The sequence below is a fragment of the Streptomyces sp. WAC06614 genome, from assembly GCF_003949795.1.
Taxonomy (GTDB): domain Bacteria; phylum Actinomycetota; class Actinomycetes; order Streptomycetales; family Streptomycetaceae; genus Streptomyces.
In genome coordinates this window covers 1-549 of the sequence record NZ_RPRY01000734.1, presented here as the reverse complement: position 1 = coordinate 549, position 549 = coordinate 1, and the positions used below count along the sequence as shown (strand labels likewise).

Genomic DNA, 549 nt, shown 5'->3' with positions numbered 1-549 from the left:
CCCAACTGGAGCGTCAGGTACGCGTGGGCGTACTGCGTCGCCTCCCGCCCCGTGAAGGTCCGCAGAGGGTCGATGGAGACCTCCGCCCGCGCCGCGTCGATGACCTGGCACCGCGACCCGACCGCCGAACGCCCGAACCGGGCCCACTCCCGCAACGGCGTCCGGTCGATCACGATCGCCCGCGACCCCCGGTCGACCTCGGCCGCCGTCAGCTGCTTGAGCAATGTGGTCTTGCCCCCGCCGAGCTCACCGATCAGCGCGATCGACGCCGACATGTCCCTGCGGGGCGCGTCGCCGATGTTGATCAGGACCGGGCGGACCGTCCCGCAGTCCAGATCGATCCCGACCAGCGCACCGTTCGGATCCCCGACCCGCATACTCGTGAACGCCCCCGACGCGGCCCAGTCCTCCGACAACTGGTGCTGGGTGAACTCCCGCACCTGCACCGGGCGGGCCGCCCCCGGCAGCCCCATCGAGAACAACGCCTGCTGGAGCCCGTGCGGACGCACCAGCCGGTAGTTCCCACCGGCCACCATCGAAGCCAGGGCC

The 549-nt window shown here is 71.6% G+C and carries 1 protein-coding gene; it reads right to left on the bottom strand.

What is annotated here, in order from left to right; all coding sequences use genetic code 11:
- Positions 1 to 549, bottom strand: a 549-nt coding sequence (locus tag EF918_RS36205) for an ATP-binding protein (RefSeq protein ID WP_185922107.1), incomplete at both ends; no start/stop codon positions are given.